The sequence below is a fragment of the Clostridium acetobutylicum ATCC 824 genome (assembly GCF_000008765.1).
Classification (GTDB): domain Bacteria; phylum Bacillota; class Clostridia; order Clostridiales; family Clostridiaceae; genus Clostridium_S; species Clostridium_S acetobutylicum.
On sequence record NC_003030.1, the window covers coordinates 275,406 to 290,052 of the forward strand.

Sequence of the window (14,647 nt, forward strand, 5' to 3'; positions counted from 1 at the left end):
TATAATGAATACATATAATAATTATCAACTAATAATAAATATCATTAGAGTTCGGGAGGGATATAATGTTAGAGTTTAGAATAGCTTCGAAGTTTTTAAGATCAAGTAAAGGACAAACAATACTGATTATATTAGGTATTGCAATTGGAGTATCTGTTCAGGTATTTATAGGGACACTTATTCAAGGACTTCAAAAGAGCTTAGTTGATAAAACTATTGGAAGTTCACCGCAGATTACTGTAACGTCTGAAGATAATGATGGCTCAATTGATAGGTGGGAAGACAAAATTAAATCCATAAAAAACTCTAATTCTAAAGTTGAAAATGTTTCTGCAAGTACTGATTTTTCAGCCTTTATAGATAAAAACAATAAAACCTATCCCGTTTTGATAAGAGGTTTTGAGTTTGCTAATGCTGATAAAATTTATAAAATAAAAGATAATATAAAGATTGGAAGAGAGCCTAAGGATGAAAATGAAGTTCTTATAGGTATAGATTTAAAAAAGGATGCGTCTTTAAAGGTTGGAGATAAGATTACAATATTTACGCCAAAAGGTGTACAAAAGGAAGTAAAGATAACAGGGGTTTATGATCTTAAGTCATCGAGTATAAATGATAAGTGGATTCTTACAACACTAAAAACATCTCAGGATATGTTTAACTATGGAGATAAGGTTACGGCTATTGAAATGCAGGTTAAAGATGTATTTAATGCAGATGTCATTTCTAAGGATGTTAAAAGCTCATTAAATCTTAATGATGTAAAAATATCAAATTGGAAGGATTCAAATGCATCTCTTTTGAGCGGATTAAGTGGACAAAGTGCATCTAGTATAATGATTCAGGTATTCGTACTTGTTTCTGTGGTCTTGGGAATAACTAGTGTACTTGCTATAACAGTTATGCAAAAGTCAAAGCAAATAGGTATACTTAAAGCTATGGGGATAAAGGACAGTGCAGCAAGTAGAATATTTTTATTTGAAGGACTTATTTTAGGAATTTTCGGTGCAGTAATTGGAGTTGCCCTAGGTCTTGGGTGGACATATTCCTTCACTAAATTTGCAGTAAATCCGGATGGAACACCAGTTGTTCCACTTTATTTAGATTACAAATTTATAGTTTTCTCTGTTGTCATAGCCATAGCTTCAGCTTGCATAGCAGCGATTATACCAGCTAGAAAGTCTTCAAAATTAAATCCAATTGAGGTGATAAAAAATGGCTAATATTGTAGAGCTTAAAAATGTGAGTAAGACTTATGGGAAGATTATAAAAACAACTGTTCTTCATGATGTAAATTTAGGTTTTGAAGAACACTCTTTTAACTCAATAATAGGTGCTTCAGGAAGTGGAAAAAGCACAATATTAAATATTATGGGAACATTAGATAAACCTTCAACAGGAGAGGTATATATAAAGGGAAAGCGTACGGATACTATGAATAAGAATAGTCTAGCAGAGCTTAGAAACAAAACTATAGGTTTTATATTTCAATTCCATTACCTTTTGCCTGAATTTACAGTACTCGAAAATGTTCTTATGCCATACCTTATTGGAAAAGCAAGACCTAATGAAAAAGTAATTAAAAGAGCAGAAGAGCTGCTATACCTTGTAGGAATAGAAAAGGTTAAAGATAATTTAGCTACTAATTTATCTGGAGGACAACAGCAGAGAACGGCAATAGCAAGAGCACTATTAAATAATCCAGATATTGTTTTGGCTGATGAACCAACAGGAAATTTAGATTCCAAATCAACTGAAAGTGTTTATAAACTTTTAAGAGAAATAAATAAAGAGTACAATACTACATTTGTAATCATAACCCATGATAATAGGATAGCTGAAAAAACTGATAGAATTATAAATATAAATGATGGAAAGGTTTGTGGTGAATTTACACCTGATTCCTATAAAAAATCTATTTTTGTAGTATAATTACTGTGTATTATAGATAAAAGTTTGAGGAGGCATATTTATGTCTGAGTTTATAATCTACGCAGTAATTGGAATTGTTGCTGGTGTTTTAAGTGGTTTGTTTGGTATAGGTGGAGGAGTAGTAATAATTCCGGCGTTAGTAATGTTTGCAGGGTTTTCACAAATAAAAGCACAGGGAACATCTCTTATTGCAATGCTTCCACCAGTTGGTATTTTCGCATTTATGCAGTATTACAAAAAGGGAAATACGGATATATATGCGGGAATAGTTATTTGTATAGCTATGGTTATAGCGGCTAGATTTGGAGGGCAGCTTGCAAACATACTTCCGGTGAGTGTACTTAAAAAGGCATTTGGAGTATTTATTATATTAGTTGGTATAAAGACCATTTTTGGAAAATAGATTAAAAATTCCAAAAGTGGTCGCTTCTAAATCAGAAAGCCAATATATACCTAAAAATATGTTGTGGCTATCCGCAACAAAAATAGCAACAAATGAAGATTTTAGATATTTAGAAGGGACAGGGAACTGTGAGGGTGATAGCTATTATTACGATTTAATAACTATATACTATCTAAACAAAAATTTTGCAATGCCAGTACCGGTGCTTGCTGAAATATTGGATATAGAAGAAAAAAACATAAAAGAATGTTTTTCTTCATACTTAAATAGATATGAAGAAGAAGACAACGAAAACTATATATAAATATTTTTTAAGAGGTTGTTACAAAGAGAGAGTGAAAAATAGTCTGTGTAAACTTCATGAAGATAATATAATAAATTATCTAAATGAAGGGAGCATGGACTATGCCTTTTTCTAATAAGGAATTAATAAAATTAATTCTTGAAAATAATCCTGATATTAAAACACCAGAGGATGTACAAAATACTCTTAAAGATTTATTTGATGGTCTCTTACAACAAATGCTTGAAGCTGAAATGGACAATTATCTAGGCTATAAAAAATATGATTATAATAACAAAAATACATCGAATAGTAGAAATGGCAAAAGTAAAAAAACTATGAAATCAAATTTAGGTTTATTTGATTTAGATATCTCCAGGTTTAGTTTCTGATATAACTAATAAAGTTATTCCGTTGATTTAAGATTAGTCTAAACTTGATGAACTAGAACAGAAATGGGGAGACAAATATTTAATTGCCATAAGAAGTTGGAGAAATAACTAGACTGAACTAGCTACATTCTTTAACATTCTTTAAGTATCCACCTGAAATAAGAAAAATTAACATTTTCATAGATATAGTTAGCTTATCTATGAAAATGTTATATTATTGAATAGATTTAAAATATAGGTTGGAAAATTCATTTTTCCCAACCTATCTATTAAAAAAATATTTTTTTGTGGAGTTTACACAAAAGTATTGACATACTCTACAAAGAATAAAAACTGCAATATAGTAACATTTCTTATTACCACATTTTTTATAAATTTGAGATTAAAATATGTAATTTATTCATGTAATTCTAAGGGTAAGCCATCTGGATCACTAAAAAAGGTGAATTTTTTTCCAGTATATTCGTCTAATCTAATTGGTTCAGTAGTAATTCCATTTTTATTTAATTCATTAACAATGTCTTCTATGTTTTCAACATGAAAAGCAAGATGCCTTAAACCACATGCTTCAGGGTATGAAAGTCTTCTAGGAGCTTTAGGCATAGAAAAAAGTTCTATTTCACTATTTCCTATTTTTAAATCTAGTTTATAAGAATCTTTATCTGATCTATAATTTTCACGAATAATTTCAAAACCTAATATGTTTACATAAAAATTTTTAGAAGCTTCATAATTGGAAGCGATAATAGCAATATGATGAATTGAATTTAATTTCATAATAATTCTCCTATCTTGTATATAGTTTACCTGTTTTGTAAAAATCGTAGTTTATTATATCATACTCACTTAAATATGGAGTAATAATATATTTTATATAGTCTAAAAAACTTATTTTTTGAAAAATATATTATTAAATTAAAATAAAGATTAATCTAATAAATGACGATATAGATATTAAGTATTGAATTAAATATGATAATTCAATTTTAGAAATGTGACTTAATTCAGCATATTCAGTTGGTTAGGGTGTAATTATAAAAATGCAATAACTATGGATAACTTTGTTTTTACTTAATTATATTCGAAAGTAGCTTTTGAAAAAATAGGCTTTAAGTTGTCGAAAAATGTATATAAACAGCTAAAGTATGTAAATAAAATTTCAACTAATTAATAGATACAAGAAAAAACAATAAGGTGTAAAATTTTATTAGAAGGGGAGATTGTACTATGAATAAGAGAGTTATTGGAATAAAAGGGAAGGTTTTAATATCTTCAATGTTAGTTCTTTTGTTAACACTAGTAAGTATTAGCGGTATTGTAATTTATCAAGTAAATAGTAAAGCTTATAATGATTACATGGACAATTCCAATCAACAGTTGAAGACGGTTTCTCAGGCAATTAATATTTTTTATGATCAATTAGATAAGAATATCAATATGTTAGCTACAAATCCTGTGATAATGAAGGCTGATAGTAGCATTGAAACATATAAAAATACGACTCAAGATACTCAAATGGATGCCTCTGCTAAAGGAGGAATTGAAAAAGAAATTTATGAAGTTTTTGAGCAGTACGGAAAAAGTCACGAAGGTACGAGCTATGTGTATATGGGAATGCCAAATGGAGAATATGTACAATGGCCTAAGGAAAGTGCACCAGCAGGATATGATCCTTCAAAAAGACCTTGGTTTATTGCAGCTATGAATAAAAAGGGAAGTGTTATTAGAACAGCACCATATATTTATAAGTCAAGTATGCTTACAAGTAATGCAAGTTCATTTAATGATCAAAATGGAAAAGTTGTAGGTGCAATAGGTATTGATGTGCAACAATCTGATATTAGTAATATGTTAAATAAAGCCAAGATTGGTAAAACAGGTTACTCAATAATTGTGCATAATAAAGGTTTTATAATGGCAGATGGAAAAAATCCTAAAAATAATTTTAAAGAAATTAAAGATGTTGGTATTACTGGTTTAGATCAGCTATTAGCTAAAGATTTAAAATCATTTAATGTTACTATAGACGGTGAAAAGTATGTTGTTAATCCATATAAAGTTGAGGGTACTGATTGGATATTAGCATCATTTATTACACAAAAGGAGTTAATGAGTGGAGCAACAAAAATAATAAATATAGTAATTATTTCAGCAATAACCATATTATTATTAACATCTATTTTATTTAATTTTGTATCGGGCAGTATAACAAAGCCTATTTTAGCTGTTACAAAGAAAGTAGAGGATTTCGCTAATTTGGATTTTTCAATAGATGAAAATTCAGAAGAATCTAAATATTACAATAAAAAAGATGAAACGGGAAATATGGTAAGGGCTTTTAGAGTTATGAGGGATAATGTTGCAGAATTTATTAACAAGACCACAGATGCAACTGAAAGAGTTGCTGCATCAGCAGAGGAATTAACGGCTACATCTAATGAAACAGCTACTGCTTCAGAAGAAGTTGCCAAAACTATTGATGAAATTGCAAGGGGAGCTAGTGAACAAGCTAAAGATACCCAAATAGCAACGAATAATGTAGAAGATTTAGGTAATCTATTAGAACAAGATTTAAATAATATAGAGGAACTAAATATTGCAGCGGTTAAGATTGAAAAGCAAAAAGAAGAAGGCTTCTTGATTTTGAGAGACCTTATTGATAAAACACAGAAAAATAACGATGCCGCAAATAATATATATAATATTATCATGAGCAACAATGAAAGTGCAGAGAAAATAGAAATTGCAAGTACTATGATTGAAAGTATTGCAGATCAGACTAATCTTTTAGCATTAAACGCAGCAATAGAGGCTGCAAGAGCAGGAGAAGCAGGTAAGGGTTTTGCAGTTGTTGCAGATGAAATAAGAAAACTTGCAGAGCAGTCCAATAGTTTTACAAATGACATTAAAACTATAATAAACGAATTAAAGACAAAATCAGAGAGTGCAGTTAATTTAATGGAAGAAACAAAGCAAATTGTTAAGGAACAAGCTAGTAGTGTTGAAGCAACTGAAGGAAAATTTTCAGGTATAGCAGAAGAAATAGATTCTATAAAAACTATAATTAATAAGTTTAATCAATCTGGAAAATTAATGGGGGATAATAAAAATAAAATTATTGAGTTAATGCAAAATCTATCTGCTATTTCTGAAGAAAATGCCGCTGGGACGGAAGAGACAGCTGCATCTATTGAAGAACAGGTTGCTACAATTCAGGAAATTGCTAAATCAGGAGAAAGCCTAGCTTCAATTGCAGAAGAATTAAGTGTAGTAATAAGCAAGTTTAAAATTTAGAATTAAAAAATTTAAAGCTAAAAAGGGGATAATGAGTAAAGCTCATGTCCCTTTTTTAGCTGCTAAAAATTAATTATGAAATAGTTTATGATGTGTTGGATAGTGATAAGCTAAAGAGCAAAGAAGAAATAATAGCTGAATTCAAAGAAAAGTATGACGAAAAAGATATTGTAGAAGTATATGGTGAATTGCAATAATTAATAAAAGAGGAAGGTCTCTATTCAGAAGATCAATATGAAGAAATAGCTAATAGTTCCATGGATAACAGGGATTATATCATATTCAACATAAGGGTTTTCATCCATTAGATGTTTATACTGAAACAAAGTCTGTCATAGCATTTGGTAAGCAATTCTTAGCAAGTTTATTTCAATCAACTACAAATGTACCCTATACATTTGTTAAAAATAAGTTAGTTGAACTGTTGGATAATATTTCTATTCAACTTTCTTTTTATATTGAATCAAAGGGGTATAAGGCAATTCCTATTCCATCAGATGAACCTTATGAATATTGGGATTCACAAAATAGACATGGTAGAGCAATATTATCGCTAAAACACTTGGCTCAATTATCTGGACTTGGATTTATTGACAAAAATACTTTACTAAAAGAGAGAGGCTGCTTTAAGCCCTGAATATAATGGGCTTCGCCCAAACCTCCAGTGGTTTACATTTCTGCGATGGTGGTTCCGGTTTGGGTTAGGTCGTAGCCACCTATTCCCATTAGTTCTGATTTAAAGGTTTCGGATTGGAGAATATCTATGATTGCTTTAAAGGGTGGCTTTTCTATATCATCTTTTCTTATAACTAAATCGTATCTTTCTCTTTGAATTGGTATAAAATCTATGTTAGCTACTTGAAGTCCAGTTTTTTCATTTCCAATACCTATATCGGCACCATTTCTAGAAATTATACTTGCAATAGCTAGATGAGAGAGACTTTCGCGTGAATAGCCATTTATTTTGTTTCCATCAATATTTAGTAAACGTAGATGTTCATCTAGAAGTATTCTTGTTCCACAGCCCCGTTCTCTGTTAACCATTGTGAGATCATCTCTTCTAAAATCCTCCCAACCAGTTATGTTTTTGGGATTCCCTTTTGCTACATAAAAACCCATTGTTCTAAAAGCCAAATTTATTATTATGGTATGAATACCTGGAACTAACCTTCGCACATAGGGAATATTGTAATCTCCAGAATCGCCATCCCATAAATGAGCAGTAGCAATTTGTATTTTACCAAAATATAAACCTAGAAGTCCGCTGTAACTTCCAACATAGGAACGTAGAGCAGTAGTGCCAGAAGGATGAATTTGAAGATATCGAGATAGTATATCCAAAAGTATATCTTGGCCACAAATAATAAAGCTACCATTTGGTATGTTGCCATTTGATTGTAGGAAATTCTCATTGATATTTTTTCGTGTATTTTGGAGTGAGTTTGGGGCTTTTTTTGTATTTGTTTTACACTTATGTTTATATAGTTCAACGTCTTTTGAATCTATACGTATCTTTTTTCCAACCCTATAGCAATTTAAATCTCCGCGTTTTATCAATTCATAAACTGTATTTTTAGATATCCTAAGAATTTTTGCTACATCTAGAGGAGTTAAAGTTTTATTTTCCAATAGTATCAACTTCCTTCTAAATTAAATGTGGGTTTCATGATAAATTATCAATATAAATAATATTTTAATACAATTATGTTAAAAATTCAATTAAATATTAATTAAGTGGCAATTGTCAGTAGTAAAAAGTATATATAAAAATTTCAAAATTGGTTTACATAATGCAAAAAGTTTTTTTACTTGGAGTTGTTAGCAAATAACTTTTATAGTTCAAAACATTTTAATAGAGGGTTACATTAAAAAAGAAAGTACTAAACAGGTTAAAACTAAACAGAAAATATCAATACGGTAAATACTTGTCTACTCAAAATAATATTTAAATAAACAAGAATGACCAAAATGGTAAAAAAGATTTGAAATTATTTTGCATTGAAATCGTTAATATAAAAATTTATAATAAATTAATTTGATAAAAATAGCTAAAATATATTAATAAATTAATAAAAAATGCCGTTGACACTTGATAATTTCTGATATAGTATTTAGATAAACCAATAAATTAATTATTATTGGAATTTATTCAATAAAATTACACTTGTGAGGAGGAATACACATGAGACAGGTTGCTATTTATGGAAAGGGTGGAATCGGTAAGTCAACTACTACTCAAAATTTAACATCAGGACTTGCAGAGCTTGGTAAAAAGATAATGGTAGTAGGATGTGACCCTAAAGCTGATTCAACAAGACTTCTTTTAGGAGGATTAGCTCAGAAAACAGTGCTGGATACATTAAGAGAGGAAGGAGAAGATGTTGATTTAGATACAATCATGAAAACAGGTTTTGGTAACATTAAATGCGTTGAGTCAGGTGGACCAGAACCTGGTGTGGGATGTGCTGGAAGAGGTATTATAACTTCAATAAATATGCTTGAGCAGCTTGGTGCATATGAAGATGAACTAGATTATGTATTTTATGATGTTTTAGGTGACGTTGTTTGTGGTGGATTTGCGATGCCTATTCGTGAAGGTAAAGCAAAGGAAATTTATATTGTTGCTAGTGGAGAAATGATGGCAATGTATGCAGCAAACAATATATCAAAAGGTATAAGTAAATTTGCTAATACAGGAGGAGTAAGATTAGGTGGAATTATATGTAATAGCAGAAAGGTTAAAAACGAAAAGGAATTATTAGAGGCATTTGCAAAAGAACTTGGAACTCAGCTAATTTATTTTGTTCCACGAAGCCATGAAGTACAGAAGGCAGAAATAAATAAGCAAACAGTTATACAGTTTAATCCTAAAGACGAGCAGGCAGATGAATATAGAGCATTAGCAAAAGCTATAGATGGAAATGATATGTATGTTGTTCCAAAGCCAATGGCTCAAGATAAGCTTGAAGCTATACTTATGGAATATGGATTATTGGAATAATTTTTTATGAGAGAGAATGCTTTGAAAAATCAAGAAGCATATATCCTATGGTTTTAAGGTGCACAGGAGATATGCTTGCAAGGTATTTGAATGTTATTATTCAAACCACTACATTTTAACATGGAATAGGAGTTGGTTCAATAGTGTTAATGATAAAGGCAATTCTAAGACCGCAGAAGGTTACTAACGTTTTATCAGAATTAAGTGATGCTGGCTTTCCGGCAGTAACCAAATTTAGTGTAGTAGGAAGAGGAAAACAAAGGGGAGTTAAAGTAGGTGACATCTATTATGATGAAATACCTAAGGAAATGTTACTGATAGTTGTAAATGATGAGGATAAGGATGATGTTGTAAATATAATTGCAAAAAATGCCAAAACAGGTGAAAAAGGAGCTTTTGGTGATGGAAAAATATTTATAGTTCCAGTAGAACAAGCCTATACAATAAGTTCTGGAAAAGCTGGTTTATAGGAGGCGTAATAATGAAAGAAATAATGGCGATTATTAGAATGAATATGGTTGAGAAGACAAAAGAAGCGCTCCTTAAAGGTGGAAATCCAGCTATAACTTGTTTAAAGGTTCTTGGACGTGGAAGACAAAAAGTTGATTTTTCTATGATTGAAGACTATATACCTAATTTAATGGATCAAAAGATGGCAGAGGAGTTATCCGAAATTCATAGGTTAATTTCAAAGAGGCTTATTATTATTTTAGCAAAAGATGAGGATGTGAAAGAGATTGTGGATGAAATTATTGAAGTAAATAGAACTGGTAATCCAGGAGATGGAAAGATATTTGTTATAAATATAGCTGATGCTATGAGGATAAGAACAGAAGAGACTGGAGATATGGCTATTTAATTTTATGAAAGGATTGGTTTTATGAAGAATATACCTGAAAAGATTTTTGAAAAATATCCTGCTAAGACCTTCAAAAATAGAAAACAGCATATGGTTATAAAAACTAAGGATAATTTAAATCCAGTTATACAGGCCAATGTTAGAACAATACCTGGAATAATAACCAATAGGGGCTGCTGTTATGCAGGCTGCAAGGGTGTTGTAATGGGACCTATAAAAGACATGATTCATATTACCCATGGACCTATAGGTTGCTCTTATTATACCTGGGGTGTTAGAAGGAATAAGGCAAAAGCAGAAGATGGGGGACAAAATTTTATAGAATATGTATTTTCAACTGATATGCAGGAGAGAGATATAGTATTTGGAGGTGAGGGAAAGCTAAGGAAGGCTATTAAAGAAGCTGTTGAAATCTTTCATCCTAAGGCTATTGGAATTTATGCAACTTGTCCTGTTGGATTAATAGGCGATGATATAAATGCTGTAGCAAGAGAGTCAACTGAAAAATATGGTATACAGGTAATTGCTTTTAGCTGTGAAGGCTATAAAGGAGTAAGTCAATCAGCAGGACACCATATAGCAAATAATAATATTCTTGATACTGTCATTGGAACAGGTGATTGGAAGCATAAAAAGTATTCTGTAAATATACTAGGTGAGTATAATATAGGCGGAGATGCTTGGGAGATAGAAAGAATACTTAAAAAAATAGGCTATACCGTTGTGGGAAGACTTAGTGGAGATGGTTCCTACGAGAGAGTTAAGAATGCCGATACAGCGGATTTAAACTTAGTACAGTGTCATAGGTCAATAAACTACATTGCAGAGATGATGTATACAAAGTATGGGATACCTTGGATAAAGACAAATTTTATAGGTGTAACATCAACAATACAAACGCTTCGAGATATGGCTAAGGTTTTTGATGATCCTTATATTTATAAAAAGACTGAGGAAGTTATTAGCGAGGAACTTTCAAATATTGAGGGTGAAATGGCTTATTTTAAAGAAAGGCTAGAAGGAAAAACTGCATGTTTATTTGTTGGAGGTTCAAGGGCACATCACTATCAAATGCTGCTTAAGGACTATGGGGTAAAAACAGTACTTGCAGGATATGAATTTGGACACAGAGATGATTATGAGGGAAGAGAAGTTATACCTACTATTAAGGCTGATGCCGATAGCAAAAATATACCTGAGCTTCACGTTGAAAAGGACCCTAAAAAGTATCGTATCATAATTCCAGAAGATAGATATGAGGTATTAAAGCAAGAGATTCCACTTGAGTACTATGGAGGAATGTTTAAGGATATGGAAGAAGGCGCTGTAGCAGTAGATGATTTAAATCATCATGAAACGGAGCAATTTATAAAATTACTAAAACCAGATATGTTCTTCTCTGGTGTAAAAGATAAATATGTAATACAAAAGATGGGCATCCTTTCAAAACAATTACATTCTTATGATTATACAGGGCCATATGCTGGGTTTAAGGGTGCAGTTGTATTTGGGAAAGAGTTGGTTGCAGGTGCATTTACTCCGGCTTGGAATTATGCTATTCCGCCGTGGAAGAAAGAGCCTATGCTTGAGGGAAAAGTAGTAGGGGGTGAGGAGTAATGTTAGATGAAACACCTAAGGAGATATATGAAAGAAAAGCTTTAAGAATAAATCCAGCCAGAACATGTCAGCCAATAGGAGCCATGTATGCAGCACTCGGCATACATAACTGCCTACCACACAGTCATGGTTCTCAGGGTTGTTGCTCATACCATAGAATGCAATTAACAAGACATTTCAAAGATCCTATCATGGCATCTACCAGTTCTTTTAATGAAGGAGCTAGTGTTTTTGGAGGAAGAGCTAACTTCAATACGGCAATAAAAAATATATTTTCAATATACAATCCTGATATTGTAGCAGTTCACACAACATGCCTTTCAGAAACTCTCGGCGATGACCTAGTGAGTTATATTGCTGATTCAGAAGTTCCAGAAGGAAAAATAGTAATCCATGCAAATACTCCAAGCTATGTTGGATCACATATAACTGGATTTTCCAGTATGGTTAAGGCTATGGTAACTTATCTTTCCGAAAATACAAAAAACAAAAATGGAAAAGTAAATGTTCTGCCAGGCTTTGTGGGCCCTGCGGATATGAGAGAATTAAAGAAAATATTTAAGTGTATGAAGGTTCCATTTATAATGATGCCAGATACTAGTGGTGTAGTGGATTCGCCTATGACTGGCGAGTATAAGATGTATCCTAAGGGTGGAACTACAATTGATGAATTAAGAGATGCCGGTAATTCAGATTATACATTTGCTTTAGGAAGTTTAGCGTCAGAAGCGGCAGCTATAGAACTAGAGAAGAAATGTAAAGTGCCTTTTAGCGTGTTAAATACACCTATAGGAATAGATGCTACTGATAGATTTATAATGGAATTGTCTAAAATAACAGGCAAGAAAGTACCTTATGAAATAGAAGAGGAAAGAGGACAACTTGTTGATTTGATGCTTGATAGTTATCAATATTTTCATGGTAAAAAGGTTGCAATTTCAGGGGATCCGGATACAGTTATAGCATTAACTGAATTTGTTATTTCACTGGGTATGAATCCTAAGTATGTTATAACAGGTACAAAAGGAGAAAAATTTGAAAAGACAATAAATAAAATGTTGGAGGATAACGGAATTGAAGGTTCGAAAGTGAAGAGCTTCTCAGATTTATTTGAACTTCATCAATGGATAAAAAATGAACCTGTAGATTTAGTTATAGGTAATTCACATATGAAATTTATAGCTAGGGCAGAAGATATTCCATTAGTTAGATTTGGATTTCCCGTAATGGATAGATACGGACATTCTTATATTCCTAAGGTTGGCTACAAAGGGGCAATGAATCTGCTTACAAGTATGTGTGACGCTATACTTGAAAGAATGGACAGAGACAGTGCTGAGGAAGATTATGAATTAGTTAGATAATAGTCTCTTTATTTAAATATGAGGGAAATCAGCTGTTTATAGATATTAAAGCTGATTTCTCTATAATTAGAGGTTTCAATTTGGAGGTGAGCATTCATGGAGAAAAAGGAAGAGTATTTATATGAATCAAAAGCGACAGCTAATATGAAGCTTAAAGATAGTTTAAATCCGCAGGAAATAATTGAGGAGAGAAAAGGTTTTGTATGCTATAATTCTCAAAATAAATCAGGAACCTTAAGATGTGATGAAAACAGTGTTTCTGGTGCCGTAAGTCAAAGAGCCTGTGTTTATTGTGGAGCAAGAGTTGTATTAAATCCTATAACAGATGCTTTTCATCTTATTCATGGTCCTATAGGTTGTGCTAGCTATACCTGGGACTTAAGAGGAAGCCTATCAAGTGAATCGGAGCTTTTTAGAAATAGTTTTTCTACTGATTTAAGGGAAACAGATGTTATATTTGGGGGAGAAAAAAAACTGAGGGCAGCTATTGATGAGATTTTTATCAAATTTCATCCAAAATTAATTTTTATATATGCAACCTGTATTGTTGGAGTAATAGGTGATGATATAGATGCAGTATGTCGTGAGGCAGAAATAAAATACCCTATGATGAGAGTTATAGCTGTTAAATCTCCTGGATTTTCTGGAAATAAGGCAATGGGATATAGAGCTGCTTGTAATGCAATTTTGAAGCTTATAGGAGATAGAAAAAGCGATAAGAAGGTTAAAGGAGTAAATTACTTAGGAGATTTCAATTTAGCGGGAGAAGCTTGGGTTATTCAGAGTTATCTAAAAAAAATTGGAGTGCCAGTAGTTGCCAAAATAACAGGTGATGGTAAGTATGAAGAACTTCTTAAAGCGCCAGAGGCAAGTCTTAATATTGTTCAATGTGCAGGATCTATGGAGTATTTAGCAAAAAAAATGCAGGAGCTTTATGGTATACCTTATATAAGAATTAGTTTTTTAGGAGTAGAGGATACAGAGAACTCACTTCTACAAATAGCCCATATTTTAGGTGGAGAAGATATAGTAGAAAAAACTGAAAAATTTATTCAGGAAGAAGAGGATAAAGTCAAAGATAAAATCGATTTTTATAGAAAAAGGCTGGAAGGTAAAAAAGCTGCAATATACGTTGGTGGGGGGTATAAGGCTATATCTCTTATAAAGCAATTTAAAAGTTTAGGAATTGAAACTGTTATGGTTGGAACACAAACAGGAAAACCAAGGGACTATGAAATAATTAAGGAAATAACAAATAGAGGAACCGTAATACTTGATGATGCAAATCCTTCAGAGTTAGAAAGATTTATGCTTGAAAAGGGTGCAGATATATTGGTTGGAGGAGTTAAAGAAAGACCTTTGGCATATAAGCTAGGTGTTGCGTTTTGTGATCATAATCATGAAAGAAAACACATACTGTCAGGATTTATAGGCGCTCTTAACTTTGCAGAAGAAATAGATTTAACTGTAAATAGTCCAGTATGGAAATATGTTTAGAAGGG

14 protein-coding genes and 1 pseudogene are annotated in these 14,647 nt (G+C 31.8%); 13 read left to right on the forward strand and 2 right to left on the reverse strand.

The window, feature by feature from the left end; genetic code table 11:
- Positions 1-65: 65 nt before the first annotated feature.
- From CA_RS01370 to CA_RS01390, 5 genes and pseudogenes are all read left to right on the forward strand, one after another.
- The gene (locus CA_RS01370; protein WP_010963567.1) at positions 66-1,223 is read left to right on the forward strand and encodes an ABC transporter permease; all 1,158 of its coding nucleotides are present in this window, start codon (positions 66-68) and stop codon (positions 1,221-1,223) included.
- Positions 1,216-1,932 (forward strand): ABC transporter ATP-binding protein, encoded by a 717-nt coding sequence (locus tag CA_RS01375; protein WP_010963568.1) that lies wholly within the window; start codon positions 1,216-1,218, stop codon positions 1,930-1,932. Before CA_RS01370 ends, CA_RS01375 begins: the two co-directional genes overlap by 8 nt.
- A 40-nt stretch (positions 1,933-1,972) precedes the next feature.
- Complete coding sequence (locus CA_RS01380; protein ID WP_010963569.1) at positions 1,973-2,335, forward strand: sulfite exporter TauE/SafE family protein; 363 nt, start codon at positions 1,973-1,975, stop codon at positions 2,333-2,335.
- Complete coding sequence (locus CA_RS01385; protein ID WP_010963570.1) at positions 2,325-2,639, forward strand: permease; 315 nt, start codon at positions 2,325-2,327, stop codon at positions 2,637-2,639. The genes CA_RS01380 and CA_RS01385 overlap by 11 nt, the downstream gene beginning before the upstream one ends.
- A gap of 101 nt (positions 2,640-2,740) precedes the next feature.
- Positions 2,741-2,998, forward strand: a pseudogene (locus CA_RS01390) (transposase); the annotation flags it as partial.
- Positions 2,999-3,406: 408 nt separating this feature from the next.
- Here CA_RS01390 and CA_RS01395 read toward each other — a convergent pair.
- Entirely contained in the window at positions 3,407-3,787 is a 381-nt protein-coding gene (locus CA_RS01395; protein ID WP_010963572.1) for an SMU1112c/YaeR family gloxylase I-like metalloprotein, read from the reverse strand.
- A 450-nt stretch (positions 3,788-4,237) separates the two neighbouring features.
- Here CA_RS01395 and CA_RS01400 point away from each other — a divergent pair, with 450 nt between their 5' ends.
- Both CA_RS01400 and CA_RS01405 read left to right on the forward strand, forming a co-directional pair.
- Positions 4,238-6,304 carry a methyl-accepting chemotaxis protein gene (locus tag CA_RS01400; RefSeq protein ID WP_010963573.1) on the forward strand — a complete coding sequence of 689 codons (2,067 nt, stop codon included), beginning with the start codon at positions 4,238-4,240 and terminating at the stop codon, positions 6,302-6,304.
- 424 nt (positions 6,305-6,728) lie between these two features.
- Positions 6,729-6,941 (forward strand): hypothetical protein, encoded by a 213-nt coding sequence (locus tag CA_RS01405; protein ID WP_010963574.1) that lies wholly within the window; start codon positions 6,729-6,731, stop codon positions 6,939-6,941.
- A gap of 32 nt (positions 6,942-6,973) precedes the next feature.
- Here CA_RS01405 and CA_RS01410 read toward each other — a convergent pair whose 3' ends face one another.
- Positions 6,974-7,933: a substrate-binding domain-containing protein gene (locus CA_RS01410; RefSeq protein ID WP_010963575.1), complete on the reverse strand. Its 960-nt coding sequence runs from the start codon at positions 7,931-7,933 to the stop codon at positions 6,974-6,976.
- Positions 7,934-8,486: 553 nt separating this feature from the next.
- Between CA_RS01410 and nifH the strand changes: the two genes are divergently transcribed.
- From nifH to nifE, 6 genes are all read left to right on the forward strand, one after another.
- Positions 8,487-9,305 carry a nitrogenase iron protein gene (nifH, locus tag CA_RS01415; RefSeq protein ID WP_010963576.1) on the forward strand — a complete coding sequence of 273 codons (819 nt, stop codon included), beginning with the start codon at positions 8,487-8,489 and terminating at the stop codon, positions 9,303-9,305.
- Positions 9,306-9,448: 143 nt separating this feature from the next.
- On the forward strand, positions 9,449-9,775 hold the full coding sequence (locus tag CA_RS01420; RefSeq protein ID WP_010963577.1) for a P-II family nitrogen regulator: 327 nt from the start codon (positions 9,449-9,451) through the stop codon (positions 9,773-9,775).
- 11 nt (positions 9,776-9,786) lie between these two features.
- Complete coding sequence (locus tag CA_RS01425; protein WP_010963578.1) at positions 9,787-10,164, forward strand: P-II family nitrogen regulator; 378 nt, start codon at positions 9,787-9,789, stop codon at positions 10,162-10,164.
- A gap of 21 nt (positions 10,165-10,185) precedes the next feature.
- Positions 10,186-11,781 carry a nitrogenase molybdenum-iron protein alpha chain gene (nifD, locus tag CA_RS01430; RefSeq protein ID WP_010963579.1) on the forward strand — a complete coding sequence of 532 codons (1,596 nt, stop codon included), beginning with the start codon at positions 10,186-10,188 and terminating at the stop codon, positions 11,779-11,781.
- Positions 11,781-13,145 (forward strand): nitrogenase molybdenum-iron protein subunit beta, encoded by a 1,365-nt coding sequence (nifK, locus tag CA_RS01435; protein ID WP_010963580.1) that lies wholly within the window; start codon positions 11,781-11,783, stop codon positions 13,143-13,145. Before nifD ends, nifK begins: the two co-directional genes overlap by 1 nt.
- A 96-nt stretch (positions 13,146-13,241) precedes the next feature.
- A complete protein-coding gene (nifE, locus tag CA_RS01440; RefSeq protein ID WP_010963581.1) occupies positions 13,242-14,642 on the forward strand; it encodes a nitrogenase iron-molybdenum cofactor biosynthesis protein NifE in 1,401 nt (466 codons plus the stop codon).
- Positions 14,643-14,647 lie beyond the last annotated feature (5 nt).

Excerpts from the sequence above, each read along its gene's own strand:
- CA_RS01380 (WP_010963569.1), top strand. The coding sequence starts at position 1,973 with ATGTCTGAGTTTATAATCTACGCAGTAATTGGAATTGTTGCTGGTGTT.
- CA_RS01375 (WP_010963568.1), top strand. The coding sequence starts at position 1,216 with ATGGCTAATATTGTAGAGCTTAAAAATGTGAGTAAGACTTATGGGAAG.
- nifD (WP_010963579.1), top strand. The coding sequence starts at position 10,186 with ATGAAGAATATACCTGAAAAGATTTTTGAAAAATATCCTGCTAAGACC.
- nifE (WP_010963581.1), top strand. The coding sequence starts at position 13,242 with ATGGAGAAAAAGGAAGAGTATTTATATGAATCAAAAGCGACAGCTAAT.
- CA_RS01395 (WP_010963572.1), bottom strand. The coding sequence starts at position 3,787 with ATGAAATTAAATTCAATTCATCATATTGCTATTATCGCTTCCAATTAT.
- CA_RS01400 (WP_010963573.1), top strand. The coding sequence starts at position 4,238 with ATGAATAAGAGAGTTATTGGAATAAAAGGGAAGGTTTTAATATCTTCA.
- CA_RS01370 (WP_010963567.1), top strand. The coding sequence starts at position 66 with ATGTTAGAGTTTAGAATAGCTTCGAAGTTTTTAAGATCAAGTAAAGGA.
- CA_RS01425 (WP_010963578.1), top strand. The coding sequence starts at position 9,787 with ATGAAAGAAATAATGGCGATTATTAGAATGAATATGGTTGAGAAGACA.
- nifK (WP_010963580.1), top strand. The coding sequence starts at position 11,781 with ATGTTAGATGAAACACCTAAGGAGATATATGAAAGAAAAGCTTTAAGA.
- nifH (WP_010963576.1), top strand. The coding sequence starts at position 8,487 with ATGAGACAGGTTGCTATTTATGGAAAGGGTGGAATCGGTAAGTCAACT.